Origin of the sequence: Ancylobacter sp. SL191, from assembly GCF_026625645.1 — a bacterium.
Taxonomy (GTDB): domain Bacteria; phylum Pseudomonadota; class Alphaproteobacteria; order Rhizobiales; family Xanthobacteraceae; genus Ancylobacter.
Genome location: NZ_CP113056.1, coordinates 399,438 through 425,785, shown reverse-complemented (window position 1 = coordinate 425,785; position 26,348 = coordinate 399,438). Strand labels below are relative to the sequence as shown.

Here is a 26,348-nt window from a genome sequence, read left to right as displayed (position 1 = left end):
ATGACGACAGCGACCAAGAAGCACGCCCATCTTCTCGGCTTCATCCAGCACGGCGTGAACAGCCACGCCACCGGCATGTGGCGGCACGCGCGCGACAAGGTCGAATGGAACTTCGCGCGCCCGGAATACTGGCAGCACATGGCGCGGACCATGGAGCGCGGCCTGTTCGATGCCATGTTCATCGCCGACGAGCTGGCGCCCTACAACACCCATGAGGACAGTTCCGACGCCATCGTGAAATGGGCGGTGCAATGCCCGACCCACGAGCCCTCGACCATCGTGCCGATCATCACTGGAGCGACAAAGCATCTCGGCGTCGGGGTTACGCTGTCCACCGCCTTCGAGCACCCCTACTCGATGTGCCGGCGCCTCTCCAGCCTCGATCACCTCTCCTCCGGCCGGGTGGCGTGGAACATCGTCTCTTCCTATTCGAAGAGTGAGTGGGACGCCTATGGCCAGCCAATGACCGACCGCAGCGGGCGCTATGAGCGGCTCGAGGAGTATATGGAGCTTTGCTACAAGCTCTGGGACTCCTGGGAGCCCGGCGCGATCATCGCCGACAAAGCGAGCGGCATCTATGCCGACCCCTCGAAGGTCAAGGTCGTCTCCCACGAGGGCAAATACTACAAGTGCAATGGCCGGCATTTCTGTGCCCCCTCGCCGCAGGGGCGGCCGGTGCTCTGGCAGGCCGGTTCCTCCGGCCAGGGCCGCGACTTCGCCGCCAAGCATGCCGAGGCGATCTTCGCCGTGCATCCCAATGTCGAGCGGATGAAGGGCTACGCCAGCGATCTCAACGAGCGCCTGTCGGGAAAGTACAACCGCGCCCCCGGCTCGGTGAAGTTGATCTATGGCCTGCAGACCGTGGTGGCGGAAACCCGCAGCGAGGCGCAGGAGAAATATGAGCGCATCCACGCCTGCATTCCGCCCGAGGGCGCACTGGCCTGGATGTCCGGCCATTTCGGCCTCGACTTCTCCAAATTCGAACCCGACGCCATCGTGCAGAACATTGAGGTGCCTGGCATTCAGGGCCTGTTCGATTCGATCATCTACGCCAAGGGCGGGGCGCCGGTGACGGTGAAGGAGGCGGCGATGATATACGCACAGGGCATGGGCATGCCGGTTGCGGTGGGAACAGCGGCCGATATCGCCGACCAGATCGAGCACTACATGGACGATGGCGGCGCCGATGGCTTCATGCTGGCGGCCACCTATACGCCAGGCTGCTTCGAGGAGTTCGTCGATCTCGTCGTGCCGGAACTGCAGCGGCGCGGGCGTATGCGAACGCGTTATCAAGGCACCACGCTGCGCGAGAATTTGCTGGAGCATTGATTCAGTAATTGTCGGGCGAAAGGTGGAACTGCGTGACGGCGCGACGGCCTGCCTTAGAAGGGCAGGCCGATAAACGTGACCTTGCGGAGCCCCAAACGGTCCCGCGATGATGTCATCGCTTATACGCATCTTGGCCATATGATTGCGCGTTAGTTATGGTCACGCTGAGGTATGAGCGCCCGCAGTCGGGCACGCATCGAATGTCCGGTTCTGGCGCCAAGGTGCCCCGACTCGCTAATGTCCGTTTCTGGCTGCGGCGGCTACTAGGGGCAATGACCAAGATGGAGGCGCAAAGCCGTCGTCTCTGCAGTCGGCGCCAACGTCCGCTATCAGGCGACGGCAAAGTTCGCCGGAGCGTCCGGAATGAGGGCGCTTTGCTGACATACGGCTTCGGGGTCGGTGGGAGATTTTCCGCTATTGAGGACTTCAAGCAAGAGGCCGACATATCGCGCCGGTGAATTGCCGAGGGCTAGGCAGCGGACTCATAACGCATTGATCCATATGCGGACGGCTGCGAGCTTGAGGGCTGCGAGGAAGTTGTCTGGGCGCCGGTCGTAGCGGCTGGCGAGGCCGCGCATCTGCTTGATCCTGTTAAAGAAGCGCTCGACGAGGTTCCTTTGGCGATAAAGCCACGGACTGAAGGCGAAGCTGCGCTTGCGGATCGTGCGAGGCGGCACATTGGCAAATCCGCCTCGCTCCGCTGTCTCGGCGCGGATGGCGTCGGTGTCATAGGCCTTGTCGGCGAGCAGGATGCCGCCCGGTGAGAGCCGGGCCAGCAGCTCCCGCCCGGCCGGTGCATCGCCTGCCTGGCCAGCGGTGAGCAGGAGGTGGATCGGCCTGCCTTCAGCATCGACCAGGGCATGGATCTTGGTGGTCAGGCCGCCCCGGGAGCGTCCCATGCAACGATCGTCGTCGCCCCTTTTTGATAGCGGCGCCGTGCTGGTGGACGCGAACGCAAGAGCTATCGATCATGATGATGTCGCCGTCATAGGCAGCGGACACCGCTTCCAGCAGCCGGTCCCAGACCCCGGCCGCCCGCCAGCGCACGAAACGGTTGTAGAGGGTTGTGCGCGGGCCATAGCGCTCCGGCACGTCTCGCCATGGCGCCCCGGTGCGGAACCGCCAGAGGATGCCGTTGATCACCCGGCGGTCATCCACCCGCGCAACCCCGCGCGGCTTGTTTGGCAACAGCGGCGCGATGATCGCCCATTCCTCGTCCGTCAATTCGTGGCGGCGCATCGCTCTCTCCCCTATCGAGAGAGCTTGAATCACGCTCCTAGCCGGCAGGCAAATTTATGGGGCCACTGCCTAAGCTGACCAAAAGGCTACCTTCGAAACTTCCGCTTCGAAGTCCACATCAAGTTGGTGGTCGTCTACTGCTAGCCGAGGATGCAATCTAACTTCGTTGCAGGCCTTGGAATTACAAGGCTGCCCCATCCGTGATCCCCGCTTCGATCCAGGCGCGGGTCTGCTCCAGGATCTCGTCGGAAAGAGCAGGGTCATCGATGGCGCGGGCGAGGATGACCGCCCCGACCATCGCCGCCCAGCTTCCAATCGCTGCCTGACGCCGGCCGGCCGGATCCGCCAGCGGGAGCGACGTCGCGATGCGTCCGATCTGCGAGCGCAACCCTTCCGTCATCGCTTCGCGTGCCATGGGTGACTGGTGGCGGATGGCGGCGGCAAGTCCCGCCGTCGGGCAACCCGCGGCCGGGTTGTCGCGATGGCGCGGCGACAGATAGGCCTCGAGGTAGGCGCGGATTTCTGTGTTCCCGCCGGCGTCCGCCGCGAGGACATGGGCCAGGGTCTGCGCGACCAGATCGTCCTTTGAACTGAAATGCCCATAGAAGCCGCCATGGGTAAGCCCGGCGGCCTTCATCACCTCGGCCACGCTGACGGCGTCGAACCCCCTGTCGCGAAACAGCGAGCTTGCAGCGTCGAGGATGCGGCGGCGGTTCTCCGCCATCTGCTCGCGGCTCACCTTCATTTCAGATTCCTCCGACGCCCGTCATTGACAGTTACATGATGATCGTCATATTTAAAATCAATCATGATGTTCATCATGTATATGGCCACGAATTGAAGAGAGAGCAACCCATGGCCGCACACCCCTCCGTTCTTATCACCGGCGCCTCCACCGGCATTGGCGCGGCTTATGCCGAGCGTTTCGCCCGCCGTGGGCATGATCTGGTTCTGATTGCCCGCAACACGGCGCGCATGGAGGCCCTGGCGGCTCGCCTGCGTGACGAGACCGGCGTCGCGATCGACATCGTCACGGCCGACCTGACACAGCCCGCCGACCTCGCGGTCGTTGAGGCTCGCCTGCGCGACGACGCCCGCATCGGCATCCTCATCAACAATGCCGGAACGGCCATTGGCGGCAGCTTCATCGAGCAGAGCACCGACGCCGTCGCGCAGTTGCTCGCCCTCAACACCACCGCCGTCCTGCGGCTAGCCAGTGCCATCGCGCCGCGTCTGGCTCAGGCCGGCGCGGGCGCGATCGTCAACATAGGCTCGGTGGTCGGGCTGGCGCCGGAATTCGCCATGACGGTCTATGGCGCCACCAAGGCTTTCGCGCTGTTCCTGTCGCAGGGGCTCAGCCTCGAGCTCGGCCCGAAGGGCGTCTATGTCCAGGCGGTACTTCCCGCCGCCACGCGTACCGAAATCTGGGGTCACGTCGGCGCGGACGTCGACGCCATGGCCGGGGTGATGGACGTCGAAGAACTGGTCGACGCGGCGCTGGTCGGCTTCGACCGCCGCGAGGCCGTCACCATCCCGCCGCTGCCCGATGTGGAGCAGTGGACCGCCTATCAGGCCGCGCGTCAGGCCATGCTGCCGAACACCCGCCAGGAACACGCGGCGGCGCGTTACCGCACGGCCGCCTGAGCCTTTGCCCGCCAACGGTCCGGCTTCCCGGCAACAGTCCCGGCCCTCCGACCGGTGGCGGGCCACCCGCAGGAACCCAGAGAGCACACCATCATGAAGGCCTTCATCCTCGACAAATACAAGAAGAGCGGCGCCCTGCGCTTCGGCGATAGGCCGGAGCCGGAACTGGGGGATGAGGATGTCCTGGTCGACATCCACGCCGCAGCTCTCAACCCTCTCGATTCCAAGATCCGCGACGGCGCCTTCAAGCCCCTCCTTACCTATCGCCCGCCTTTCATTCTGGGACACGACATGGCCGGGGTCGTCGCGCGGGTCGGTGCCAAGGTCCGCCGCTTCAAGGCGGGCGACGAGGTCTATGCCCGCCCGCGCGATGGCCGGGTCGGAACCTTCGCGGAGCGGATCTCTATCCATGAGGACGATCTCGCGCTGAAGCCGAACAACCTGACCATGGAGGAGGCGGCGTCCATCCCCCTGGTCGGGCTCACCGCCTGGCAGGCCCTGGTCGACCGCGCCGGTTTGCGCAAGGGGCAGAAGATCCTCATCCACGCGGGCTCGGGCGGCGTCGGGACATTCGCCATTCAACTGGCCAAGCATCTCGGCGCGACGGTCGCGACGACCACCAGCACCGCCAATGTGGATCTGGTCCGAAGCCTCGGCGCCGACGTTGTGATCGACTACAAGACCCAGGACTTCGAGAACGTCCTGTCAGGTTACGATGTCGTCCTGAACAGCCTCGGCGGCGACACGCTTCAGAAGTCCCTGAACGTGCTGAAGCCCGGCGGGAAGCTGATTTCCATCTCCGGCCCGCCGGACCCCGATTTCGCCCGGCAGAAGGGGCTAAACTGGGGCCTGCGGCAGCTCATGCGCCTTCTGAGCTTCGGCATTCGCCGGAAGGCAAAAGGCCGAGGGCTCGCCTATTCCTTCCTGTTCATGCGGGCGGATGGCGGGCAGTTGAGCCAGATCACGGCGCTGATCGAGGCCGGGGCCATTCGTCCGGTCATGGACCGGATCTTCCCGTTCAAGGCCACCAACGAAGCCTTGGCCTATCTCGACACCGGACGGTCCAAAGGCAAGGTCGTCGTCCAGCTGACGTGACGGCCGCGCAACCCCACCCTGACGCATGGCTGGCCCTGCGGCGCCGGCCGGCGGTGCCTATTGGGGCCGCGATGACGGACCCGTTCCCTCGTCCCGCAAATCGGATCAGCAGCTATGTCCTCACACTTTCCGAAAACCGCTCTTGTGACGGGGGCGTCGTCCGGTATCGGCCGGGCGAGCGCCGAAGCCCTGGCGCGGGCCGGCTTCACCGTCTTCGGCACCAGCCGCAAACCGGGCGGAACCGCCCCCAGCGAGGTTACGATGCTGGCCTGCGACGTCACGGATGACGCTTCCGTCGCCGCCCTCGTGTCGCAGGTGCTCGCATGCACGGGGCGCATCGATGTTCTCGTCAACAATGCCGGCGTCGGCATGTTCGGGGGCGCCGAGGAATCGTCAGTCGCGCAGGTTCAGCGCCTTTACGACGTCAATCTGTTCGGCGTTGTCCGGGTCATCAACGCGGTGCTGCCGTCGATGCGGGAACGCGCGCAGGGCCGCATCATTAATCTCAGCAGCGCGCTCGGGTTCATCCCCGCGCCGTACTCGGCCCATTATGCCGGAAGCAAGTTCGCCGTTGAGGGTTATTCCGAGTCGCTCGATCACGAGGTCCGCGCCTTCAATGTCCGCGTGAGCTTGATTGAGCCCGGCACGGTGACCGGCAATTTCGACCAGAGCGCGCTGGAGCCCGACGCCAAGAAGCCGGAGTATGATGGTGGCCGCGCCTGGGTGCGTGGATTCATCGAGAAGGCATTGCCGACGGCGGTCACACCCGAAGATGTGGCGGAGGCGGTGCTTCGGGCTGCCACGGCGCCGCGCTACAGGCTGCGCTACCCCGTCGGCAAAGTGGCGAAACAGGTCAGCCTGCTGCGTCGCCTCATGCCCGCGTGGCTCTTCGACAAGGCGCTGCGCCAGCAATTCGGCCTGCCCAGTTGAGGCAGCTGAAGCTTCGCGCCTGCTTTGTGCTGGTCATATTGTAAAATACCGGGACCGGGCGGGGAGCCTTGCTAATGACCGCTTTTGGGCCGAGGCCGTTGCTCGATCAATGGCCGAGAAGGCGGGGCGCAAAGCCGACGTTCGCAACCAGGTATTGATAGGCCGTTTGGGGGCGTAAGAGCGGCGGCGAGGTTGCCCAGGAATGGTCGGCGGGTTCTGCTCACCCTGTGTGGCGACCGCGTGGTCGGTCCCTTAGTCACGTGCGGAGGTGAACATTCCCCCTCGGGTGCGGGTTAAACGGTCCACGCAGAGCACCACCAAGCTGCCGAAAACCCCTCGACCGTCGTTGCTGGTCATCAAGCCAATTCGGCAGGGATTTTCGCGCAGTTCCGCAGGCGACCGTAGCGCATTGATATGCAGACGTGGCCCCTGCCGCAAAACACCTGTTTTTCGGCAAAGCTGATGCCGTGCTGGTGGAGTCGACTTTCTCCGGGCTGCGCAGCTGCTGACCATTTCAGCCTCCCGTTGACCTTTGAGGGCCGAAGACGCCTTCCTAACCTTGGCGGCAAAGGTTGAGTTGGTTGCGCAGTGCCACGAGCGGGTGAAGCCTCATCACGATGGCATAGTGTAGCCGCGGTGGCCCTTAGCGCTGATTGCGTCCCGTAGGTTGTGCGGACGGGCGTCGGCCGGTCAACCGAAGGGCACTGGACGGAAAGGTCGTGATATGGTCGGGGATGATCATGAGCTCCCCACCCATCGCCGCCTTCGAATCATCCCAATCGCCTTGGCCGGAAGACGTCGTTGACTGCGTCATCCGGCATTCGCGTGCGATACTCGCCCGCGATCCGTCCCTGGCCGACACGGCCCAACGCGCGCTGACCCTCATTCGCGCTGATCTGGTTGCACGGGGTGCGACCGGTTCGCAGCTGGAGGAACTCGACGCCTTCCTGCACGGTCTTCGGCAACAGCCGGGCCCGCTGCATTCATGAAAGCCGAGATGACCTCCTGTTCGGCCATCGCCATCAGGTAGGCGGCAACACCCCAAGCCGGTGCCTTGACGGCGTGGTCCTGGATTGCGGTTCTCAGTTCCGAGACCCTTCGCAGAAGTTCCTGCGGTTCCATGTCGTTTTCCCCCTGGTTTAGTCGTGCTTTCATGCGGCGGCGCTACCCAGGGCGACGGGGCATCGCGGTTTCAGCGACAAGGTGAGGGTCGGCGGTACCAATGTGATGGACGGCTTCGGAGCGTCAGGTGGCGCCCGCATCAGTACGTCGGCCTCGAAGGCCGCCGCGAGTTCGAGCGCGATGACCTGAAGCTCGAGCATGGCCATGCCCAGGCCGACACAGGCCCGCGGTCCCGCACCAAATGGAATATAGGCCCGGCTGGTCGGTTGCCTTGAGGGATCAAAGCGCTCCGGCTCCGGCCAAAAGCGGGCGTCGCGGTGCATGTGCCACGGGCTGATCAGGAGAGAAGTCCCGCGCCGGAAGGTATGACCGGCCATCTCGACCTTGCTGGCCTTAACCTCCCGCGAGAACCACCAGGCCGCCGGATAGAGCCGGAGAACTTCGCGGACCACACCCAGGCTGACCGACGCTGTCGGCAGGTCGCTGGCACGGAGCTCACCGCCGGGACCGGTGCAGCGTGCGGCTTCTTTGGCGAGAGACCGGGCCAGCTCGGCATCGGCGGCGATATGGTAGAGCAGCCAGGCCGCGACACTGCCGGTCGTGTGGTGTCCCGCGAGCAGGATCATGAGCACCTCGTCCTCGAGGTCGCGGTCCGAGAGGCCGAGTCCGTTCAGTGACGCGAGCAGGCTGCTCGCGGTGGCTCTTGCCCGGGTCCGCCGCACCACGGATGCCATAATGGTCCGCGCGGTGCGCAGCCGCCGGCGGTTGCTGAACCAGGTCCAGGGCGCCGGTGGACCAATCCGGAACATGCCTTCGGCGAGGTCGTCCTCGACGAGCTTAACGGCGTTGAGCAGGGCCGCTTCATCGCCGCTCGACAGCACGCCCTCGCCGAACAGCACATTGGCGATGATGCGGAGGGCCAGCGCGGCGCTGACCTGATGGGCGTCGAAGCTGTCCTCGCGGAGGAGACGCGCGAAGGTCCCGCGCACCAGAGCCGATATCTGCGGCACATAGGTGGATGCGGTCCCCCGGGCGATCTGCCTGTGCAGGGTCGCCCGGCGTTCTTTCTGGTCCGGCCCGCTCGTGGTCAGCGAGCTCTTTCCGACGATGGCGCGCAGTTTGTAGATGAGGCGACCCTTGTCGATCTCGACCTCATCCATCTTCAAGATGGGCTTCACCAGATCGGGATCCGTGACAAGGTAAACCGGGAATGGAGCCAGTCGCAGCCGGACGAAAGGCTCGGTGGCGCTGCGCCCCCTCTCGCTCAACAGGCCGAGTGCGTCACGACGGAATGCTTGCAGATCTGAGAGCCAGTGTTGCATCGGCTATGTCCACCGTGTGGTTGCGCATGAGAAACCGGTTGATGACGCCCGGGTCCTGATCTTCCATCGGGATCTCACCGGCGACCGCCTCAATGGAGCGGCCGTGTGTCGTGAACCCGACCTGCTGGGGCGGTCCGTAGCGCCGTGTCCGGATGCCCAGCCGGCGCAGGAGCCGCTCATGGGCGGTGTCGACGACCGCCACCAGGGCGTGAGCCTGTTTCTGCTGCGCGAAGTGGAACATGAGCCCATAGGTCAGCGCCTGATGCCGTGTGCCGCCGAGGCGCGTCACCTCCCATGCATCCGGTCGCCGCGGATAGCTCGCCAGCGTGGCGAGCTGCGGGAAGACGGTCGCGCCGAGATAGGGACCTTCAGTTGGAAGCGCCCTCCAGCCGCCGATGACCTCATTCTCTTCGAAAAGGACGCAGTAGATGGCGTCCCCGCCATCGAACTCATCCCTCTCGTGACCGTCATCAGCCCGAAGAGGCCAGCCCAACTGTTCTACAAAATAGAAATGCCGGAAGCGGCTGAATGCCTGAAAACTTTCTGGGTCGTCATTTTCCATAAAGATGACAGCGTGTAATCTTCGGCCCGGACGTTGCATATCGGCACCTGCCCCCTGATGCTTCAATGCGGGACAAGGTGTTGGACACACTCAAAGCGGGCAATCACGGGAATCCGTGAGTTTGGGCACTTCATGCACATCGAAGAGAGCATCAGTGCGATCGAGGCGTGCGAGAGCTATGACGAACTTCGCACGACGCTGCAGACAATTATCGAAAACTACGGCTTTGCGGCTTTCAATTTCATGGACACCGGCCATCCGCACCTGGACATGCCGTTTACCGACGGCACATCCGGCAAGGCCTGGGAGGCCGACTATCAGGGCAACCGGTTCGTTCATTCCGATCTGTGGGTCGCCAGCGCCCGCAGAAGCAATATGCCGTTCTCCTGGGGCTCGCTCGCGCTCCCTCCGCAGCTCGGGGTCAGAAAGCCCGGCGCGGTCAAGCTCATGGAGGCTGCCGCCGATCATCGCTGGTCGGAGGGGCTGGTCATTCCGTTCCATTTCACCGATGAGATCGGTCGCCTTTACTCCTGCCTGGTCGTTCTTTTCTGGAAGGACCGACTGCAGCGGTTCATGACGACGTTCAAGCTCAAGCGCCACGAGCTCCATGTGGTGATGATCTATTGGATGCAGCGGGCGGTGGAGCTGAAGCGGGCCGACTTTCGGCCGCGCTCATCGACTTTTGGGGGCAGCGCGGTGCGCGCCGCGACCGAACCGGCACCCCTGTCAGACAAGGAGCGGGAGGTGGTCGCCTGGGCGGCCCGCGGCAAGACGACCTCCGGAACCGCCGACATCATGGGCGTCTCTGAGGCGACGGCGGAGACGCATATGCGAAATGCGATGCGCAAGCTCGGCGCCGAGAACCGCACCCACGCGGTCGCCATCGCAATCTATCGCGGATTGATCGACATCTGACCCATGGGGCTACATCCGATCGTCGTATGGCTGACATCCTATCCCGCGGAGTGGCGCATAGGAGGGGACGGGAGGCGCCTGTGCGCCCACCGGGGGAACCCGTTGGGGGGGCGGTCAGGTGCGATTCTTAAGCGCCAGCTCTCGTCGCCAGTCTCTACGATTTCGCAGTGATGTGTCAGGCGGTTAAGAAGGGCGGTGGTCATCTTGGCGTCGCTGAAGACGGACGGCCATTCACCGAAGGCGAGGTTGGTGATGACGATGACCGAGGTCTGTTCATCGAGGCGGCTGATGAGTTGGAAGAGGAGCTGGTCGCCCGCCGAGGGGAACGGCAGTTATCCAGGTGCCCAATCAGGCTGATTGCGAGGTGTTCGCAGTCTTCCACCGCAAGGTGCTCGCGATCCGCAAGCAGAACGCGCCACTTGCGCTGGTGGGGGCCGTCACGGCGTTCCTCTGCACCGATGCGATCCGTGACGCTCTGGCCTTCGAGGAGCCCGGCGTGTTCCAAGCGGTGGCAAGCGCGGAAGTCGCCCTCGCAGCTCATGGAGGCGTCCATGGCTGACATCACCCTTCGCCACTGTTCTGGTGTCGACGATTTGGAATTCCGCTTCATCGTTTCCAGGCGGCGGATCGCGCCGGAATGCTTATTTTCGCAGATCGAGATGTAGTTCGAATGGCTCGCGGGCGAGAATGGAGATGGCTTTGACGCAGCAAGGCGTTTGACCTTCGACGAAATTCTGAGACTCAAGCGGATGATCGATGCTGCGCTTGATGAGCGGGGCAAGCGCTGGCCAGCTAGAGTGAGCATTGCTCCAAAGGTGCGGTGAGAATGTGAGCCGCGCTACGGCCCTGTCGGGCGGAAAGTGCTGAAAGATGACAAAGAAAAAGTGGATATAACGACGTCATGAAAATCCCGCTAGAGGAAGCCGTCAGGATGTTCAATAGAAATTCTCAGCCGATTGAACACTCTAGGAGGTTATTGAAAAGCTATATATCAAGCAGAGAGTTGAGGGTTTACGCGAACTCGGGTTACGTCGGCATACACTCACCAAAATCAATCGATGATGGCTTACCGCCAACGATTAATGAAAGAGATTCATGGAGTTTTGATGATAGAGAGATAAATGGGATTGAATTGCTAATTTCTCTTGATCCAAAAATTGAATGGAAAAAATCTCGCATTGAGATTGATATTGTCGACACAAGAGAAATAATTTCTATCCAAAGGGGGTGGAGAGGCGAGTATATTTCTTTTGTGTTTGAGGGGGTTTGCCTTGATGAGGAGGAGGTCGAGGCCTGTGCGATGTTTTCCACAGCCACCACTGATATGGCACCTAAGGGTGGTAAGCGCGTAGGTCGACCGCGCGAATACGATTGGGAGGGCGCGTTGATATCCCTCATCGTGAGAGCTAATCATCCTGACGGTTTGCCCGACCGCGGCCAGGCGGGCATAGAAAAGCTAATTCGCGACCACCTTGATCCTGACGCTACCGGCAGTCCCGCTGAAAGCACGATCAGGACTCGGGCGAGCAGGGTGATGACTGCTCTCAAAGGCCGGAAATAGTTTCTGGCCTTTCCGTTCACGTCTCCGATTTGAATTGCGCCACTCTCTGCATCGTTCCCTGCGAGCCGGCGCGTATCCAGCCGGCTCGCCAACGATGCGAGACAGACATGACGGTTTCTCTTTCGATCCCCGAGGCGGTAAAGGCCAGTGGCATCGGCCGCACGACGATCTTCGACATGATCAAATCTGGGCGGTTGCCGGCCAAGAAGCTCGGCGCACGCACGATCATCCTTCGCAGTGACCTGGAAGCATTCGTCGCCAATCTTCCCTCCCGCGTCCCGAGCAAGTGACGGGAGGCGGGCATGGAACACAGATTAAAGCCCCGCCCGCGTTGCAGCACGGAGCGGGGTAATCAGGACGATCTTGGCGGATGCATCCCATGGGAAAAAATCCCAGCCGTGATCGACTTGCAAGAAGCCGATCTTGTTCGGCAGTTCGGTGCAATCCTTCCCGAGGCAGATCCCCAGTGTAAACTGCACGTCGCGCCCCACGCTGCTCTCAGTGGGGCCGATCGGTGGAGCTTCAGCTCGAAGCACTCTTCCTTAGAGAAGCGGACGTTCCAAGCCGCGGTTCAGCACGCTTTCTGTAAGCTCGACCAGCTTGCAGCAACGGGGGTGGAAGCCCTTGTAACGATCAAATGCCTGGTGCGAGATCCCAAGAAAACCGTCTGGGCAGCGATCGTAATCTTGCCTGTCGTCGATAGCGACAGCAGCTGGTCTGCATTAGTGGCAACGACACTGGGGACATGGCAGCCGATCGTTGAGCGTATGTCGCGCGATACTGCCGTCTCAATTGCGCTCGAATTCTGCCAGCGCAGGGGCTTCTACGGTTTTATCACGGTCTTCCCGCCTCCTATCGCTCCGCGCTGACATTGAATGGCTGGACATATTCCGGCCATCCCCAGCGCGACACCGATTGAACTCCTAGCGCGCGCTGCAAAGCTGCGGTTCGCGTCGAAGGCTTGCCTCAAATGACCACGGCAATATCCAACCCGCCCCACCTCGGCGACATCCTACAGCGACGCCGGAATGTCTGGGCGCAGGGCTTCCGCCCTATCCCGGTAAAGACCGGCGAGAAGGCGCCGGTGGAAGCCAAGTGGCCCGATCGCGCCCGGCTGAATCCACCGGCGTGCGTTGGCCCTGATGCCGCCATATCGGATGCCGCGCTCAATACCGGCATTCTCGCTGACGGGCTCTCTGTAATTGATGCCGATATCGACGACGAGGCAACTGCCGAAGCGGTGTGGCGGCTAGCAACGGACATGCTGGGCAATGCGCCCGTGCGCTATCGGAGCGACAGCCATAGGTTCCTCCTTTTGTATCGGGCGGCAGGGGGCGAACCTCGCAAGCTGGCGATCCGTGGCGAGCATGGCGCCGTTGAGGTGCTGGGGCGCGGACAACAGTTCGTCGCCCTTGGCCAGCACCCGAGCGGCGCCGAGTATCAGTGGTCTGCGGGCTCGCCGGAAACTCGGCACCGCGATGAGCTTGTGCCCGTTACCGAGCAACAGGTCGCCGAGTTCCTGGCCGCTTGCGCTCCCATCATCGACGCTCAGCCCTTCGATGCCACGCCTTCGACTGTCTCCGTTTCCACATCGACCATCGCTGCTCCTTCAGTGGTAACCACGGCCTGGGGGCGAGCGGCGTTGGATGCCGAATGCGATCGCATCGCTTGCGCCGCGCCCGGCACTCAGTCGGACACATTGGCGAGCGCCGCTTACAAAGTCGGCCAGCGAATCGCCTCGGGCGAAATCGCGCGCGATGATGCGGAGCGCGCCCTGCTCGCAGCCGGGATGCAGATGATCAACGGCGATCCGAAGCGACGTTGGTCGCAGCGAGATGTGCTGGACGTCATAAATCGCCAGATCGACGCTGGCTTTGGAAGTCCGATAGGGCCGGATCGCATTGAAGATTGTGTTCTCGTAGATCTGGATGGGAGCTTTGACAGGAAGCCCAAGCCTGCCGATAGCAAGCCCGCCTCCACGCCGACCAGAGTGCCGATTGTTCCCGTGCCTGCCGATGCGCCGGCCATGGGGTTCAAGCATCCCGCATGGGGCGAGCCGCAGCGGGCGTGGCCCTATTATGATGCCGCCCGGCAGCTTGTGGGCTATGTCGCCCGCTGGCGAGCGTCCGATGTCGAGCCGGAGCACGTTGCGCACATCACCTATTGCGATCTGGGGCCGGGCAAGCGGGCGGCATGGCGCATGAAGCCGATGCCGGCGCCTCGGCCAATGTTCAACTTGCCGGCGATCCTATCGCGTCCTGATGCACCGGTGCTGATCTGCCCCGACGAATGGTCGGTTCAGGCGGCAACGATGCTGATGCCGGAAATGGTGGCGACCACGACGGCGCACGATACCAAGTCGCCCGCATTGACGGACTTCAGTCCTATCATCGGCAGGTCGATCATCCTGGTGCCGACGATTGGCCGCGAGGGCCAGGCTTGGGCTGATATGATCGCCGATCAATCCGCCAGGGCTGGCGCAGGCAATGTGAAGGCGCTCGATCTCACCCGCGTTGCTGGCGGCATTTTGGGGGATGCGCCTCCCCCTGACGACGGGTGGGGTATCGTCGATGCTTTCGATGCGGGGGTAACCGCTGAGGCATTGGCTGACCTGATAAAAACTGATGCTGAAGTGATCCGTTTTCACCTCGACGAGCGGCAAAAGCGTACTGTTGATGCCGTGTTGAACCCTGAAGTGGTGCTCGCTGCCGAGGAGGTATTACCTTTATTCAAGTCGGACTCGACAGGCGTCTTCAAGCTCTGCGAATTTAAAGAGATGGGCGAGTCGCGGCGTGAATATCGCTGGTTCTGCTCGCCATTGACCGTTGTTGCTCAGACGCGTGACGCGGATGGCCGGAATTGGGGTCGACTTCTGCGCGTTCTCGACCGCGATGGTCGCTCCAGCGAATGGGCAATGCCCATGGAGTTGTTGGCGGGTGATGGTTCGGAGTATCGGCGCGAATTGCTGCGCATGGGATTGATCCCGGCGCCCGGCAACAAAGCGCGAGAGCACCTTCACGAATTTATCTGTACCCAGCGCCCGAAGCAGAAGGCCCGGTGCGTGTCGCGCACCGGCTGGCACGGTCGGACCTATGTCACTGTTGACCAGGCGATAGACTCTGGCTCCGCCAGCGAACAGTTGCTGTTGCAGACGGCCGTGCCGCCTGATCATCCGTTCCGCACAGCCGGAAGTCTCTCGCACTGGCAACGAGACGTCGCCCGGTACGCGGTCGGTAACTCTCGCCTCGGGCTGGCCATCTCGGCGGCGTTCGCCGCGCCGCTGCTTTATCCGCTCGATGCTGAGGGAGGCGGCTTCCATCTGCGCGGCGGATCCTCAACCGGAAAGAGCACCGCGCTCGTGGTCGGCGGATCGGTTTGGGGCGGTGGTGGCCTCAACGGATTTCTGCGCACATGGCGCGCTACCACGAACGGTCTCGAAGGCGTTGCCGCACTTCATTGCGATGCGCTGCTCTGCCTCGACGAGATGGGCCAAGTCGATGGTCCTGAGGCCGGCTCGGTCGCCTACATGCTGGCAAATGGCACGGGGAAGTCGCGGGCTGGACGATCCGGCGAAGCGCGGTCTGCCGCGAGTTGGCGCGTCCTGTTCCTGTCGAGCGGTGAGATCAGCCTTGCCGATAAACTCGCTGAGGATGGCCGCGGTCGTCGTGCGGCTGCCGGCCAGGAGGTGAGGATCGTCGACATCCCTGCCGATGCCGGCGGCGGTCTCGGGCTGTTCGAGGATCTGCACGGCTTCGACACTGCCGACGGCTTCTCCCGTCATTTGAAGGCCTCAGCCGCCCGACATTACGGTCACGCCAGTCGCGCCTTTCTCAAGATGGTCGTGGAGCGCTTCGACGATGTGCAGCGAGATGCGCGCGCCTTCTGCGATCAGTTTGTCCGCACCCACTGTCCTGATGGAGCGGATGGACAGATCAGTCGGGTCGCAGCCCGATTCGGCCTGGTTGCTGCTGCTGGTGAAATCGCGCGCGAGGCAGGTATCCTGCCTTGGCCGGAAGGCGAGGCTATGCGGGCGGCGGCGCAGTGCTTCCGCAACTGGCTGGATCAGCGTGGCGGTATCGAGCCAGCGGAAGAGCGGAACGCCATCGCACAGGTGCGCCACTTCATCGAACTGCACGGCGCCTCGCGGTTCGAACCGATCGTGGATGTGCGAGACCATGCCGAAACGCGCGTGATCAATCGGGTGGGATATCGGGTCGGTAATGCCAGCAATGGCTGCGAGTACATCGTCCTGCCAGAGGCATGGAAAACCGACATCTGCGCCGGAATGGACGCGTCTTTTGTCACCAAAGTCCTGGCAAAGCGCGGATTTCTCAAGGTTGGCAGCGACGGGAAGGCCCAAACCAAGTACCGGCTACCGGGATTTAAGCAGTCTGTACGCTGCTACGTGCTCCGATCGACAATCATGGAAGACGCGGAGGCGTAGGCTCGCAGGCGCTAGCAAGCGGCGTCTTGCAGTCATCCAATCTGTTCCCCTTGTTCCCCAAGTCGGAAATGCATGGGGAACAGAAATTCGACAACGATATCAGTTGCGTACCCCTTGTTCCCCCTGTTCCCCGCGAAAATACGATATAAGTGAGACGTCTCATGACCCGCAGCAGTTTGACGGCCAAGCAGCAGCGTTTCGCTGAAGAGTATCTCGTTGATCTCAATGCCACCCAGGCGGCACGCCGGGCCGGCTACAGCCCAAACACGGCGGCGGATATTGGACGGCAGCTCATCCGGAAAACTCCGGTTGCAGTGCGGATTCAGGCCGCCATGGCGGAGCGGTCGGCTCGTACCGAGATCACTCAGGACCGCGTGCTGAAGGAAGTCGCTCGCCTCGCCTTTCTCGACATCCGCAAGGCGTTCAACGCGGACGGCACGATGAAGCCGCTCCACGAGATGGACGACGACACAGCCGCCGCCCTGGCTGGCCTTGATGCGATCGAGCAGCGTGAAGATGGTGCGCTGGTTGGGACCATCAAGAAGCTGAAGCTCTCCGACAAGAAGGGCGCCCTCGAACTGCTGATGCGCCACATGGGTATGCTGAACGACAAGATGCGTGTGCAGGGCGACACGGAGAACCCCATCGCTCTGCTCGTGAAGCAGTGTCAGGGCACTGCTCTGCCTGTTGTCGCCAATCCTCCCCGAGATAATGATGACGACTGACGATCAGCTCCATCATCGATCCAGACAACAGGGCGGCGGCCACAGGCTAGCCGCCCTTTCTATTCGCGGGCGTTCGCCCCAATTCGCTGCAATGCCTGTCGATGAGTGGGGTATGCGGTGGGGTAAGTGAAATTTACGATCTAAAATATCCTGATGTTTCAAGATATTAGGGAAAAATTTTGGCGGAGGGAGCGGGATTCGAACCCGCGATACGGTTTCCCGTATACACACTTTCCAGGCGTGCGCCTTCAACCACTCGGCCACCCCTCCGTCGGCGGGCATAGGGCCCGCCGTCTCGTGGGCGGCGCTGGCGTCGCCCGTCGAGAAGGCGCGGAATATAGCGAAGAGTGTCGCTCTGGCAAGCGGGCGCCCGTGCAAAGCGTGGGGCGGCTCTGGCTTTTCCGCAACTTCGCGATTGGGCGCGCCCAAGACGGCCGTCGACGCAAGGACGACGGCCGGTCCGAACCGCCTTGCTGCGCGCCCTGTGTCGCGTTCAGTTGCCGGCCGGCGTCGTCGCGGTGATCGAGCAGGTCGCGGCGTCGGCGCTCGCGCCCATGAGGTGAACCTGGTCCTGCCCCTTGTCGCCCGGCACGATGTTGAAGATCGTCGTGCTGGCCGAACCGGCGGCCTTGCCCTTGGCGGTGAAGGTGCAGGTCACCACGGCCGAGCCGATGGTGGCGTTGGTGCCGTTGGTGATCGACACCCCCATCACCGAGCCGACCGGATCGGTGAAGATGTCCCCCTGGTGCAGCTTGAGCGCGGGGTCGGCGGCGCGCGCGGGCAAGGCGGCGAGGGCAAGCAGGAGGGCGGCCCCGAGGGCCAGGGTGGCGCGGGTCGCGGCGGGGGTCGTCATGCGGGCTCCCTTGCACGGCAAATCAGGTGACGGACGTCGGCGGCACCGGCGGCACCGGGCGGTCGCCCGCACCGGCTGCGTCGACGGCCGCTCCTTACCAGTACAACCCGCGCACGTCGCCGCCTAGTCGGTCGTTGCGCCCGCGGCGCGCCCGGCCGCTTTCGACCGCGCGAGTTGGGCGCGCGTATAGAAGCGGGCGGGGATATGACAGGACCATCGGCGCGGCTGAGTCGGGCGGGACATGGCTGCCGGATAGCTGGAGCCTCGCGGTTTTTACGACCGTAAGACTATGCTTGTGTGACGTATTTACTGTGTTGGCGAAGAATAATCGTACAACTAGACAAGCCTAATGCGACCGGTATATTTCTGCCGTCGAGTGTGGGCTCGCGAGGGGAATGTGATGATCTCGGCTATGCGTCTGTCGGTGCCAGCGGCCAGGATGGCCGGCATCCTCGGTGTGGCGGCGCTCGCCGGGCTTCTGGGGGCCTGTACGGACGAGAACAAATACGTCCCCCCGCCGCCGGCCAAGGTCAGCGTGGTGCAGCCGCTGAAGCAGGAGGTCACGCGCTACCTCGAATTCACCGGCAACACCGCCGCCATCAACAGTGTCGATCTCGTTGCCCGCGTCGAGGGCTTCCTGATGTCGATCGACTATCAGGACGGCAAGGTGGTCAAGAAGGGCGACCGGCTCTTCCTGATCCAGCAGGACACCTATCAGGCTGATCTCGACCAGGCGAAGGCGCAGCTCGCCTCGGCCAATGCCCAGCTCATCAACGCCAAGGCCGAGTACAGCCGCCAGTCGACGCTCGGCCAGCAGGACTTCTCCTCGCAGGCGACCGTCGACAAGGCGCGCGCGGCGATGGACCAGGCGCAGGCCTCGGTCGACGCCGCCAAGGCCAATATCGAGATCGCGCAGATCAATCTCGGTTACACCACGGTGATCGCGCCCTTCGACGGCATCGTCACCCGGCATCTGGCCGATGTCGGCCAGCTCGTCGGCCATGGCCAGCCGACCACGCTTGCCACCATCGTGCAGATGGACCCGATCTACGCCTATTTCAACATTGGCGAGAACCAGGTTCTGCGCATCAAGGAAGCGCTGGCCGCGCGCGGGCGCACCATCGAGGACGTCAAGCAGGTCGAGGTGGATATCGGCCTGCAGAACGAGGGCGACGCCTACCCGCACAAGGGCCGGCTCGACTATGTCGCGCCCGAGGTCGATCCCTCCACCGGCACGCTGCTGGTGCGCGGCCTGTTCGACAACAAGGATCTGAGCCTTCTGCCGGGCCTGTTCATCCGCGTGCGCGTTCCGGCGCAGAAGATCCCCGACGCGCTGCTGGTCGACGACACCGCCGTCGGCACGGCGCAGCAGGGCAGCTATGTGCTGGTCGTCAACAAGGACAATGTGGTCGAGCAGAAGATCGTCACCACCGGCCAGCAGATGGGCCAGTACCGGGTGATCGAGTCGGGCCTCTCGGCCGATGACCGCGTGGTGGTGGGCGGCATCCAGCGCGCCATTCCCGGCGCCAAGGTCGATCCGCAGCTGACGCAGGCCGCGCCGGTGGCCGCGACGGTGAACCCCGCCGCGCCCGCGGCCAGCCCGGCCGCCACCCCTGCGCCGGCGGCCAATCCTGCGGCCAATCCTGCGGCCAATCCTGCGGCCAATCCTGCGGCCAAGCCCGCGCCGTGAGCCTGCTCCGCGCCGGCGGCCTCGCCCCCGGCGCGCATCCCGATCACGCCTGACGCCGCCGATACCTGACGCTGCTCCGTCCCGACCGAACCCAAGGCCCGCGCCATGATCTCACGTTTCTTCATCGAACGGCCGGTTCTCGCCAATGTGCTGGCGCTGGTCTTCGTGCTGATCGGTAGCGTGGCGCTGCTGACGCTGCCGGTGGCGCAATATCCCAACGTCGTCCCGCCGACCGTGCAGGTGACGACGCTCTATCCGGGCGCGAGCGCGCGCACGCTGGTGGACACGGTGGCCCTGCCGATCGAGCAGCAGGTCAACGGCGTCCAGGGCATGCTCTACATGCAGTCGACCAGCGCCTCGGACGGCACCTACACGCTGACCGTGACCTTCGCGATCGGCACGGACCCGGACTTCGCGCAGGTTCTCGTCCAGAACCGTGTCGCCATCGCCATGTCGTCGCTGCCGCAGGCGGTGCAGCTGCAAGGCGTGACCACGCAGAAGAAGTCTACGGCGATCCTGCAATTCGTCACGCTCTACTCGCCGAACAACACCTATGACAGCCTGTTCCTGGCGAATTTCGGCATCATCAACCTGCAGGACGAGATCGCCCGCCTCAACGGCGTCGGCAATGTCAACGTGTTTGGCGCCGGCCAGTACGCCATGCGCATGTGGCTCGACCCGAACCAGCTCCAGGCGCGCGGCCTGACGCCGCAGGACGTCGTCAATGCCGTGCAGCAGCAGAGCCAGGAGGTCGCCTCGGGCGTCGTCGGCATGCCGCCGGTGCCGAAGGGCCAGAACTTCCAGTACACGATGAACATCGCCGGCCGGCTGAACGACGCCGCCGACTATGAGAACATCATCGTCAAGGTCAGCAATGCCGATGGCGGCCGCATCACCCGGCTGCGCGACGTGGCGCGGGTTGAGCTTGGCGCGCAGACCTATAGCCAGGTCTTCACCTTCAACGGCCAGCCGGCGGCGGCGCTCGGCATCTACCAGCTGCCGGAGGCCAACTCGCTGCAGGTGGCGACGGAAGTCCGCGCCAAGATGGTCGAGCTGTCCAAGAACTTCCCGCCGGACCTCGCTTATCAGGTGCCGTTCGACACCACGGTGTTCGTCAACGCCTCGGTGAAGGAAGTCTACAAGACGCTGTTCGAGGCTGGCATCCTCGTGCTCATCGTCATCCTGGTCTTCCTGCAGGACTGGCGCGCGACGCTGGTGCCGGCGACCACGGTGCCGGTCACCATCATCGGCACCTTCGCCGCCATGTCGGCGATGGGCTTCACGGTGAACCTGTCGACCCTGTTCGCCATCGTGCTCGCCATCGGCATCGTGGTCGACGACGCCATCGTTATCGTCGAAGGCGTGGCGCGGCATATCGAGAAGGGCCTACCCGGCCGTCTCGCCGCCGAGAAGGCGATGGACGAGTTGTTCGGGCCAATCATCGGCATCACGCTGGTGCTGATGTCGGTGTTCATCCCGGCCGCCTTCATGCCCGGCCTCACCGGTCAGCTCTACCAGCAATTCGCCCTCGTCATCGCCGCCACCGCCTTCATCTCGGCGATCAACGCGATGACGCTGAAGCCGACCCAGTGCGCCCTCTGGCTGCGCCCGCCGGTGCCGCCGGAGAAGCGCAATCTGTTCTATCGCGGCTTCAACGCGGTCTATGACAAGGCCGAGCATTGGTATGCCGGCCTCATCCGCCGCATGGTGAAGGTGAGCTACCTCACCACCGCCGTCGCCCTCGTGCTGATCGGCGTCGCCATCTGGGGCCTCACCCGCGTGCCCACCGGCTTCCTGCCGACCGAGGATCAGGGCTATGTACTGATCGGCGCGCAGCTTCCCGACGCCGCCTCGCTCGAGCGCACGACCGAGGTGATGGAGAAGATCTCCGCCATCGCCGGCAAGACGCCGGGCGTGGAAAACGTCATCGCCATCTCCGGCGTGTCGGTGCTCGACAACAACGCCACCCTGCCCAATGCCGGCGTCGCCTATGTGATGCTCAAGGACTGGGACGTGCGCGACAAGGCGGGCGAGGGCCTGCTCTATATCTACGAGACGCTGAATCGCGAGCTGCAGCAGATCGACGAGGCCGCGACCTTCGTGCTGGTGCCCCCGCCCATTCAGGGCATCGGCAACGCTTCCGGCTTCACCATGATGGTGGAATCGAAGAATGGCAGCTTCGACTTCATGGAGCTGCAGGGCCTGACGCAGGCCATCGTGCAGAACGCCTCGTCGCAGTCCTCGCTGCAGCGCCTCAGCACCTCGTTCCGCGCCAATGTGCCCCAGCTCTTCCTGCAGATCGACCGCGTGAAGGCGGAGACGCTGGGCGTCACCGTCGGCCAGGTGTTCTCCACCGTGCAGGGCTATGTCGGCTCGACCTATGTCACGCAGTTCAACCAGTTCGGCCAGACCTTCCAGGCCTATATCCAGGCCGAGGCGGATTTCCGCCGCACGCCGGAAGAGATCCTGAACCTCAAGATCCGCACGCCCTCGGGCGAGATGGTGCCGCTCGGCACGCTGGCCAAGGTGGAGCCGGCCTTCGGCCCGCCGCTGATCACGCTCTATAACCTCTACCCGGCGTCCACCATCGTCGGCGCAGCGGCCACCGGCTTCAGCTCCGGCCAGGCACTCGACGTGATGGGGCAGGTGGCGAGCCAGACCCTGCCGCCGGGCACGGGCTATGAGTGGAGCGCCATGTCCTATCAGGAGGAAGTGGTCGGCAACGAGGTCTACTACGTCTTCGGCCTCGCCATTCTGCTGGTCTATTTCGTGCTCGCCGGCCAGTATGAAAGCTGGATCCTGCCGCTCTCCGTGCTGCTCGCCGTGCCCCTGGCTCTGCTCGGGACGGTCGGCGCGCTCACCGGCCTCGGCGTCGCCAATAACCTCTATACCCAGATCGGCCTCATCCTGCTGATCGCTCTCTCCGCAAAGAACGCGATCCTCATCGTCGAATTCGCCCGCGAGAAACGGGCGGAGGGCATGGAGATCATGGACGCGGCGGTGGAGGCGGCACGGCTGCGTTTCCGCCCGATCCTGATGACCTCCTTCGCCTTCATCCTCGGCGTGCTGCCGCTGGTGCTGGCGACGGGCGCGGGCGCCAATTCGCGCAAGTCGATCGGCATCGCGGTCTTCTCCGGCATGCTCGCCTCGACCTGCCTCGCGGTTCTGTTCGTGCCGTCCTTCTACGCGGTGCTGCAGCGCTTCGAGGAGCGGCGCGGCAAGCGCAAGGACACGGCCCCGGCCGGCCATGAGCCGCCGGCGGGCGAGCCCCCCGCCGCGCCCCACCCGGCCGCGTGAGGTGACCAGCGCCTCATTAAGCGGCAGGCAACTGGCGCTTCCTGAGGCGGTTGCTGATCTGCGTCGTCGTCGCGGGCGCTCTCGGCTGCGGGCTGGCGCGACGCTGCGTTATCCTTGGCCTCGCCCGCCCATGCGGCACGATTCCTGCGTCATAGAGGCCGGAGGCGTCGTGCCGGTTGTCGGGCGCGAGGCTTTTCGCTCCGGCGCCCCGGCGCCGGTCAAGCGCCGCGTACGGGTCCGCTGTCCAGTTGGGTGCCTATGACAATCTTCGCCAGCCTGCATCACGTCACCGCCTATAAATACGACCAGCCGGTGACCCTCGGCCCCCAGATCATCCGGCTGCGCCCCGCGCCGCATTGCCGAACGCCGGTGAAGAGCTATTCGCTCAAGGTCACGCCCTCCAACCACTTCGTGAACTGGCAGCAGGATCCGTTCGGCAACTGGATGGCGCGCTACGTCTTCCCGGAGCCGACCACCGAGTTCCGCGTCGAGGTCGACCTCATCGCGGATATGACGGTCTACAACCCGTTCGACTTCTTCGTGGAGGAGTTCGCGGAGACGCTGCCCTTCACCTATCCGCCCGCGCTCGCCAAGGAACTGATCCCCTATCTCGAGCCGGAAGCCGGTGGCCCGGAGCTCGACGCCTATGTCGAGTCGGTCCGGCCGAAGGGCGAGGTGGCGACCGTCGATTTCCTGGTCGAGCTCAACCAGAAGCTCCAGCAGCGCGTCGGCTATGTCATCCGCATGGAGCCGGGCGTGCAGACGCCGGACGAGACGCTGGCGCTCGCGGCGGGTTCCTGCCGCGACTCCGGCTGGCTGCTGGTGCAGATCCTGCGCCGCCTCGGCCTCGCCGCGCGCTTCGTCTCGGGCTACCTCATCCAGCTGAAGCCGGATGTGAAGGCGCTGGACGGCCCGACCGGCACGGAGGTCGATTTCACCGACCTGCACGCCTGGTGCGAGGTCTACCTGCCCGGCGCCGGCTGGATCGGCTTCGACCCGACCTCGGGCCTGCTCTGCGGCGAGAGCCATCTGCCGCTCTGCGCGACGCCCAACTATGTCTCCGCCGCCGCGATCACTGGCGGCTTCACCGCGCCGGAAGGCACGCAGACCGCCTTCGAGTTCGACATGCGGGTCACCCGCGTCGCCGAGAAGCCGCGCGTGACGCTGCCCTTCTCCGACGAGGCCTGGGCCGCGCTCGACGCGCTCGGCGATAAGGTGGACGCCGATCTCGCCGCGCAGGATGTCCGCCTCACCATGGGCGGCGAGCCGACCTTCATCTCCATCGACGACTATCAGGGCGCCGAGTGGAACACCTCCGCCGTCGGCCCGACCAAGCGGATGCGGGCGGATGACCTGATCCGCCGCCTGCGCAAGCGCTTCGCGCCCGGCGGCATGCTGCATTACGGCCAGGGCAAGTGGTATCCCGGCGAGAGCCTGCCGCGCTGGACCTTCTCGCTCTACTGGCGCAAGGACGGCAAGCCGATCTGGCGCGACCCGGCGCTGGTGGCGACCGAGAACATTTCCGGCGCGACGGTCGATGAGGCGCGCGGTTTCACCGAGAACCTCGCCACCCGCCTCGGCCTCGGCACCGACTTCGTCGAGCCCGCCTTCGAGGATCCCGGCCACTGGATCCTCAAGGAAGGCGACCTGCCGGAAAATGTCACCACGGCGGATTCCAAGCTCGACGACCCAGAAGAGCGCTCGCGCATCGCCCGCGTCTTCGAGCGCGGCCTGGGCCGGGCTACCGGCTATGTGCTGCCGGTGCAGCGCTGGCAGGCGCGCTCCTCGCGCAGCTGGGTCAGCGAGAAGTGGCGCTTCCGGCGCGGCAAGCTGTTCCTCGTGCCCGGCGACAGCCCGGTCGGCTTCCGCCTGCCGCTCGCCGCGCTGCCCTGGGTGCCGCCGGCCGCCTATCCTTATGTCCATCCGGCCGATCCGATGGCGATCACCGGCGACCTGCCGGACGCGGAATCGCTGCACCAGCTCTACCGCCGCATGACGGTCGATGAGGGCCAGCAGGACAAGGTGAACCAGGTGCTCACCGGCACCGGCTCGGTCCGCACCGCCATCGCCATCGAGCCGCGCGACGGGCGGCTCTGCGTGTTCATGCCGCCGACCGAGCGGCTCGAGGATTATCTGGAGCTGCTCGCCGCCGTCGAGGTCACGGCGGCCGAGCTGAAGCTGCCGGTGCATATCGAGGGCTACACGCCGCCGGTCGATCCGCGGCTCAACGTCATCCGCGTCGCGCCCGATCCGGGCGTGATCGAGGTGAACGTCCACCCGGCCAGCAACTGGAAGACCTGCGTCGAGATCACCCGCGACCTCTATGAAGAGGCCCGCCTCTCCCGGCTCGGCACCGAGAAGTTCATGGTGGACGGGCGCCACACCGGCACGGGCGGCGGCAACCATGTGGTGGTCGGCGGCGCCACCCCGGCGGACAGCCCGTTCCTGCGCCGGCCGGACCTGCTCAAGAGCCTCGTCACCTACTGGCAGCGCCACCCCTCGCTGTCCTACATGTTCTCCGGCCTGTTTATCGGCCCAACCAGCCAGGCCCCGCGCATCGACGAGGCGCGGCACGATTCGCTCTATGAGCTGGAAATCGCCATGGCCAACGTGCCGACCCCCGGCAAGGGGCCGACACCGCCGCCCTGGCTGGTCGACCGGCTGTTCCGCAACCTGCTGACCGATGTGACGGGCAACACCCACCGCTCGGAAATCTGCATCGACAAGCTGTTCTCGCCGGACGGCCCGACCGGCCGCCTCGGCCTCGTCGAGTTCCGCTCCTTCGAGATGCCGCCGGACTGGCGCATGAGCCTTGCCCAGCAGCTTCTGCTGCGCGCGCTCATCGCCTGGTTCTGGCGCGAGCCGCAGGAGGGCCCGCTCGCCCGCTGGGGCACGGCGCTCGCCGACCGCTTCATGCTCGAGCACTTCGTCTGGGCCGACTTCATGGACGTGATCCACGATCTCGGCCGCGCCGGCTACCGCGTCGACCCGCTCTGGTTCGAGGCGCAGCGCGAGTTCCGCTTCCCCTATTACGGGCAGGTCGAGCATGGCGGCGTCTCGCTGGAGCTGCGCCAGGCGCTGGAGCCCTGGCATGTGCTCGGCGAGGAGGGCGCGGTCGGCGGCACGGTGCGTTTCGTCGATTCCTCGGTGGAGCGGCTTCAGGCCCGCGTGCAGGGGCTGAACCCGATCCGCCACGTCGTCACCTGCAATGGACGGCGCCTGCCGCTGCTGCCGACCGGCCGCTTCGGCGAATATGTCGCCGGCGTGCGCTTCAAGGCGTGGCAGCCGGCGTCGGGTCTGCACCCGACGATTCCCGTCCATGCCCCGCTGACCTTCGACATCGTCGATCTGTGGTCCAACCGCTCGCTGGGCGGCTGCGTCTATCATGTGGCGCATCCGGGCGGACGCAACTACGATACCTTCCCGGTGAACTCCTATGAGGCACAGGCGCGCCGCCTCGCGCGCTTCCAGGATTTCGGCCACACGCCCGGTTATCTGTTCGTGCCGCCGGAAGAGCCTTCGGGCGAATTCCCCGCGACACTCGACCTCAGGCGCCCGCCGCGCCTGTGAGTGCGGGCCGGCACGCTGCCGGCCCGGTTGCCTTTCTGTGGTGAAGCCTC

The 26,348-nt window shown here is 64.4% G+C and carries 19 protein-coding genes, 1 tRNA gene and 2 pseudogenes; 15 read left to right on the top strand and 7 right to left on the bottom strand.

The window, feature by feature from the left end:
- The gene (locus OU996_RS01935; RefSeq protein ID WP_267583995.1) at positions 1–1,329 is read left to right on the top strand and encodes an LLM class flavin-dependent oxidoreductase; all 1,329 of its coding nucleotides are present in this window, start codon (positions 1–3) and stop codon (positions 1,327–1,329) included.
- Positions 1,330–1,811: 482 nt separating this feature from the next.
- On the opposite strand, the pseudogene OU996_RS01930 reads toward OU996_RS01935, so the two are convergent.
- Positions 1,812–2,568: pseudogene (locus OU996_RS01930) on the bottom strand (IS5 family transposase).
- A 181-nt stretch (positions 2,569–2,749) separates the two neighbouring features.
- Entirely contained in the window at positions 2,750–3,313 is a 564-nt protein-coding gene (locus OU996_RS01925) for a TetR/AcrR family transcriptional regulator (protein WP_267583993.1), read from the bottom strand.
- Positions 3,314–3,423: 110 nt separating this feature from the next.
- On the opposite strand from OU996_RS01925, the gene OU996_RS01920 reads away from it, so the two are divergent.
- The 4 genes from OU996_RS01920 to OU996_RS01905 all read left to right on the top strand — a co-directional run bounded on the left by OU996_RS01920 (position 3,424) and on the right by OU996_RS01905 (position 7,226).
- Positions 3,424–4,212 carry an SDR family NAD(P)-dependent oxidoreductase gene (locus OU996_RS01920; protein WP_267585554.1) on the top strand — a complete coding sequence of 263 codons (789 nt, stop codon included), beginning with the start codon at positions 3,424–3,426 and terminating at the stop codon, positions 4,210–4,212.
- Between the two features lie 93 nt (positions 4,213–4,305).
- Entirely contained in the window at positions 4,306–5,307 is a 1,002-nt protein-coding gene (locus tag OU996_RS01915) for an NADP-dependent oxidoreductase (RefSeq protein WP_267583992.1), read from the top strand.
- 114 nt (positions 5,308–5,421) lie between these two features.
- The gene (locus OU996_RS01910) at positions 5,422–6,237 is read left to right on the top strand and encodes an oxidoreductase (RefSeq protein ID WP_267583991.1); all 816 of its coding nucleotides are present in this window, start codon (positions 5,422–5,424) and stop codon (positions 6,235–6,237) included.
- 740 nt (positions 6,238–6,977) lie between these two features.
- On the top strand, positions 6,978–7,226 hold the full coding sequence (locus tag OU996_RS01905) for a hypothetical protein (RefSeq protein ID WP_267583990.1): 249 nt from the start codon (positions 6,978–6,980) through the stop codon (positions 7,224–7,226).
- Between the two features lie 162 nt (positions 7,227–7,388).
- Here OU996_RS01905 and OU996_RS01900 read toward each other — a convergent pair whose 3' ends face one another.
- Together OU996_RS01900 and OU996_RS01895 are read right to left on the bottom strand one after the other, a co-directional pair.
- Positions 7,389–8,681: a cytochrome P450 gene (locus tag OU996_RS01900; RefSeq protein ID WP_267583989.1), complete on the bottom strand. Its 1,293-nt coding sequence runs from the start codon at positions 8,679–8,681 to the stop codon at positions 7,389–7,391.
- The gene (locus OU996_RS01895; RefSeq protein ID WP_267583988.1) at positions 8,641–9,243 is read right to left on the bottom strand and encodes an acyl-homoserine-lactone synthase; all 603 of its coding nucleotides are present in this window, start codon (positions 9,241–9,243) and stop codon (positions 8,641–8,643) included. The genes OU996_RS01900 and OU996_RS01895 overlap by 41 nt, the downstream gene beginning before the upstream one ends.
- A gap of 132 nt (positions 9,244–9,375) precedes the next feature.
- Here OU996_RS01895 and OU996_RS01890 point away from each other — a divergent pair, with 132 nt between their 5' ends.
- The gene (locus OU996_RS01890) at positions 9,376–10,158 is read left to right on the top strand and encodes a LuxR C-terminal-related transcriptional regulator (protein WP_267583987.1); all 783 of its coding nucleotides are present in this window, start codon (positions 9,376–9,378) and stop codon (positions 10,156–10,158) included.
- A 38-nt stretch (positions 10,159–10,196) separates the two neighbouring features.
- On the opposite strand, the pseudogene OU996_RS01885 reads toward OU996_RS01890, so the two are convergent.
- Positions 10,197–10,490, bottom strand: a pseudogene (locus OU996_RS01885) (ATP-binding protein); the annotation flags it as partial.
- 8 nt (positions 10,491–10,498) lie between these two features.
- Between OU996_RS01885 and OU996_RS01880 the strand changes: the two are divergent.
- From OU996_RS01880 to OU996_RS01855, 6 genes are all read left to right on the top strand, one after another.
- On the top strand, positions 10,499–10,717 hold the full coding sequence (locus tag OU996_RS01880) for a hypothetical protein (protein WP_267585786.1): 219 nt from the start codon (positions 10,499–10,501) through the stop codon (positions 10,715–10,717).
- A 342-nt stretch (positions 10,718–11,059) separates the two neighbouring features.
- Positions 11,060–11,719, top strand: a complete 660-nt coding sequence (locus tag OU996_RS01875) for a hypothetical protein (protein ID WP_267583986.1) — start codon at positions 11,060–11,062, stop codon at positions 11,717–11,719.
- Positions 11,720–11,826: 107 nt separating this feature from the next.
- Positions 11,827–12,009, top strand: a complete 183-nt coding sequence (locus tag OU996_RS01870; protein ID WP_267583985.1) for a helix-turn-helix domain-containing protein — start codon at positions 11,827–11,829, stop codon at positions 12,007–12,009.
- Positions 12,010–12,117: 108 nt separating this feature from the next.
- Positions 12,118–12,588, top strand: a complete 471-nt coding sequence (locus tag OU996_RS01865; RefSeq protein ID WP_267583984.1) for a hypothetical protein — start codon at positions 12,118–12,120, stop codon at positions 12,586–12,588.
- 101 nt (positions 12,589–12,689) lie between these two features.
- Positions 12,690–16,163 carry a DUF927 domain-containing protein gene (locus OU996_RS01860; protein WP_267583983.1) on the top strand — a complete coding sequence of 1,158 codons (3,474 nt, stop codon included), beginning with the start codon at positions 12,690–12,692 and terminating at the stop codon, positions 16,161–16,163.
- Positions 16,164–16,324: 161 nt separating this feature from the next.
- On the top strand, positions 16,325–16,888 hold the full coding sequence (locus OU996_RS01855) for a terminase small subunit (RefSeq protein WP_267583982.1): 564 nt from the start codon (positions 16,325–16,327) through the stop codon (positions 16,886–16,888).
- 180 nt (positions 16,889–17,068) lie between these two features.
- Here the strand turns inward: OU996_RS01855 and OU996_RS01850 are convergent.
- Both OU996_RS01850 and OU996_RS01845 read right to left on the bottom strand, forming a co-directional pair.
- Positions 17,069–17,158 (bottom strand) — tRNA-Ser (locus tag OU996_RS01850).
- A gap of 223 nt (positions 17,159–17,381) precedes the next feature.
- Positions 17,382–17,741, bottom strand: a complete 360-nt coding sequence (locus tag OU996_RS01845) for a hypothetical protein (RefSeq protein ID WP_267583981.1) — start codon at positions 17,739–17,741, stop codon at positions 17,382–17,384.
- A 400-nt stretch (positions 17,742–18,141) separates the two neighbouring features.
- Between OU996_RS01845 and OU996_RS01840 the strand changes: the two genes are divergently transcribed.
- The 3 genes from OU996_RS01840 (at position 18,142) to OU996_RS01830 (ending at position 26,298) form a co-directional block, all read left to right on the top strand.
- Positions 18,142–19,431, top strand: coding sequence for an efflux RND transporter periplasmic adaptor subunit (locus tag OU996_RS01840; RefSeq protein ID WP_267583980.1), 1,290 nt, complete (start codon positions 18,142–18,144; stop codon positions 19,429–19,431).
- A gap of 105 nt (positions 19,432–19,536) precedes the next feature.
- Positions 19,537–22,728, top strand: a complete 3,192-nt coding sequence (locus OU996_RS01835) for an efflux RND transporter permease subunit (protein ID WP_267583979.1) — start codon at positions 19,537–19,539, stop codon at positions 22,726–22,728.
- A 258-nt stretch (positions 22,729–22,986) separates the two neighbouring features.
- Positions 22,987–26,298, top strand: coding sequence for a DUF2126 domain-containing protein (locus OU996_RS01830; RefSeq protein ID WP_267583978.1), 3,312 nt, complete (start codon positions 22,987–22,989; stop codon positions 26,296–26,298).
- Positions 26,299–26,348: the final 50 nt, after the last annotated feature.

Bases quoted from the DNA above. Each gene is read 5' to 3' on its own strand.
- OU996_RS01835 (WP_267583979.1), top strand. From the start codon at position 19,537: ATGATCTCACGTTTCTTCATCGAACGGCCGGTTCTCGCCAATGTGCTG.
- OU996_RS01875 (WP_267583986.1), top strand. From the start codon at position 11,060: ATGAAAATCCCGCTAGAGGAAGCCGTCAGGATGTTCAATAGAAATTCT.
- OU996_RS01830 (WP_267583978.1), top strand. From the start codon at position 22,987: ATGACAATCTTCGCCAGCCTGCATCACGTCACCGCCTATAAATACGAC.
- OU996_RS01905 (WP_267583990.1), top strand. From the start codon at position 6,978: ATGAGCTCCCCACCCATCGCCGCCTTCGAATCATCCCAATCGCCTTGG.
- OU996_RS01845 (WP_267583981.1), bottom strand. From the start codon at position 17,741: ATGACGACCCCCGCCGCGACCCGCGCCACCCTGGCCCTCGGGGCCGCC.
- OU996_RS01910 (WP_267583991.1), top strand. From the start codon at position 5,422: ATGTCCTCACACTTTCCGAAAACCGCTCTTGTGACGGGGGCGTCGTCC.
- OU996_RS01900 (WP_267583989.1), bottom strand. From the start codon at position 8,681: ATGCAACACTGGCTCTCAGATCTGCAAGCATTCCGTCGTGACGCACTC.
- OU996_RS01860 (WP_267583983.1), top strand. From the start codon at position 12,690: ATGACCACGGCAATATCCAACCCGCCCCACCTCGGCGACATCCTACAG.
- OU996_RS01920 (WP_267585554.1), top strand. From the start codon at position 3,424: ATGGCCGCACACCCCTCCGTTCTTATCACCGGCGCCTCCACCGGCATT.
- OU996_RS01890 (WP_267583987.1), top strand. From the start codon at position 9,376: ATGCACATCGAAGAGAGCATCAGTGCGATCGAGGCGTGCGAGAGCTAT.
- OU996_RS01895 (WP_267583988.1), bottom strand. From the start codon at position 9,243: ATGGAAAATGACGACCCAGAAAGTTTTCAGGCATTCAGCCGCTTCCGG.
- OU996_RS01855 (WP_267583982.1), top strand. From the start codon at position 16,325: ATGACCCGCAGCAGTTTGACGGCCAAGCAGCAGCGTTTCGCTGAAGAG.
- OU996_RS01925 (WP_267583993.1), bottom strand. From the start codon at position 3,313: ATGAAGGTGAGCCGCGAGCAGATGGCGGAGAACCGCCGCCGCATCCTC.
- OU996_RS01870 (WP_267583985.1), top strand. From the start codon at position 11,827: ATGACGGTTTCTCTTTCGATCCCCGAGGCGGTAAAGGCCAGTGGCATC.
- OU996_RS01840 (WP_267583980.1), top strand. From the start codon at position 18,142: ATGATCTCGGCTATGCGTCTGTCGGTGCCAGCGGCCAGGATGGCCGGC.
- OU996_RS01935 (WP_267583995.1), top strand. From the start codon at position 1: ATGACGACAGCGACCAAGAAGCACGCCCATCTTCTCGGCTTCATCCAG.
- OU996_RS01915 (WP_267583992.1), top strand. From the start codon at position 4,306: ATGAAGGCCTTCATCCTCGACAAATACAAGAAGAGCGGCGCCCTGCGC.